At 56.4% G+C, this 367-nt stretch carries 1 protein-coding gene; it reads right to left on the bottom strand.

Going from position 1 to position 367, the window contains the following annotated elements; translation table 11 throughout:
- Positions 1–367, bottom strand: a 367-nt coding sequence (locus SB816_RS30175; RefSeq protein ID WP_410548014.1) for a hypothetical protein, incomplete at both ends; no start/stop codon positions are given.

Genomic DNA, 367 nt, shown 5'->3' with positions numbered 1-367 from the left:
AACGCCTGGCAGCGCATCAGCAACTGATGAGCGGTAGACGGCACAGGCAAAACGCTGGCAGAAGGTAGCGGTGCCACAGGCGCAGTTTCTGCGTCCAGCGCCCAGGCGCGGGTTTTTGTCATCATCACCCGTGGTTCCAGTGTCAATTGCCCATCAACAAAACTGACAAAGCCAGAAACCAGACTCACGGAGTCGTCTGTTTGTTGCAAAAGCGCCGCCATGCGTTCAACGGCAAAAGGAGAACAGGCAGATGCCGGAAGGGATAACGTCAGGAGATTATCTTCACCTTCGCCGCTGATTACCTGCGCATCCAGCGTCTGGCGGCTGCTATCCCAACCGAGCGAAATACACTCAGCGACCGGCAGAA

This window comes from Achromobacter sp. SIMBA_011 (assembly GCF_046535435.1).
Classification (GTDB): domain Bacteria; phylum Pseudomonadota; class Gammaproteobacteria; order Burkholderiales; family Burkholderiaceae_B; genus Achromobacter; species Achromobacter dolens.
This window is presented reverse-complemented; position numbering and strand designations above follow the sequence as displayed.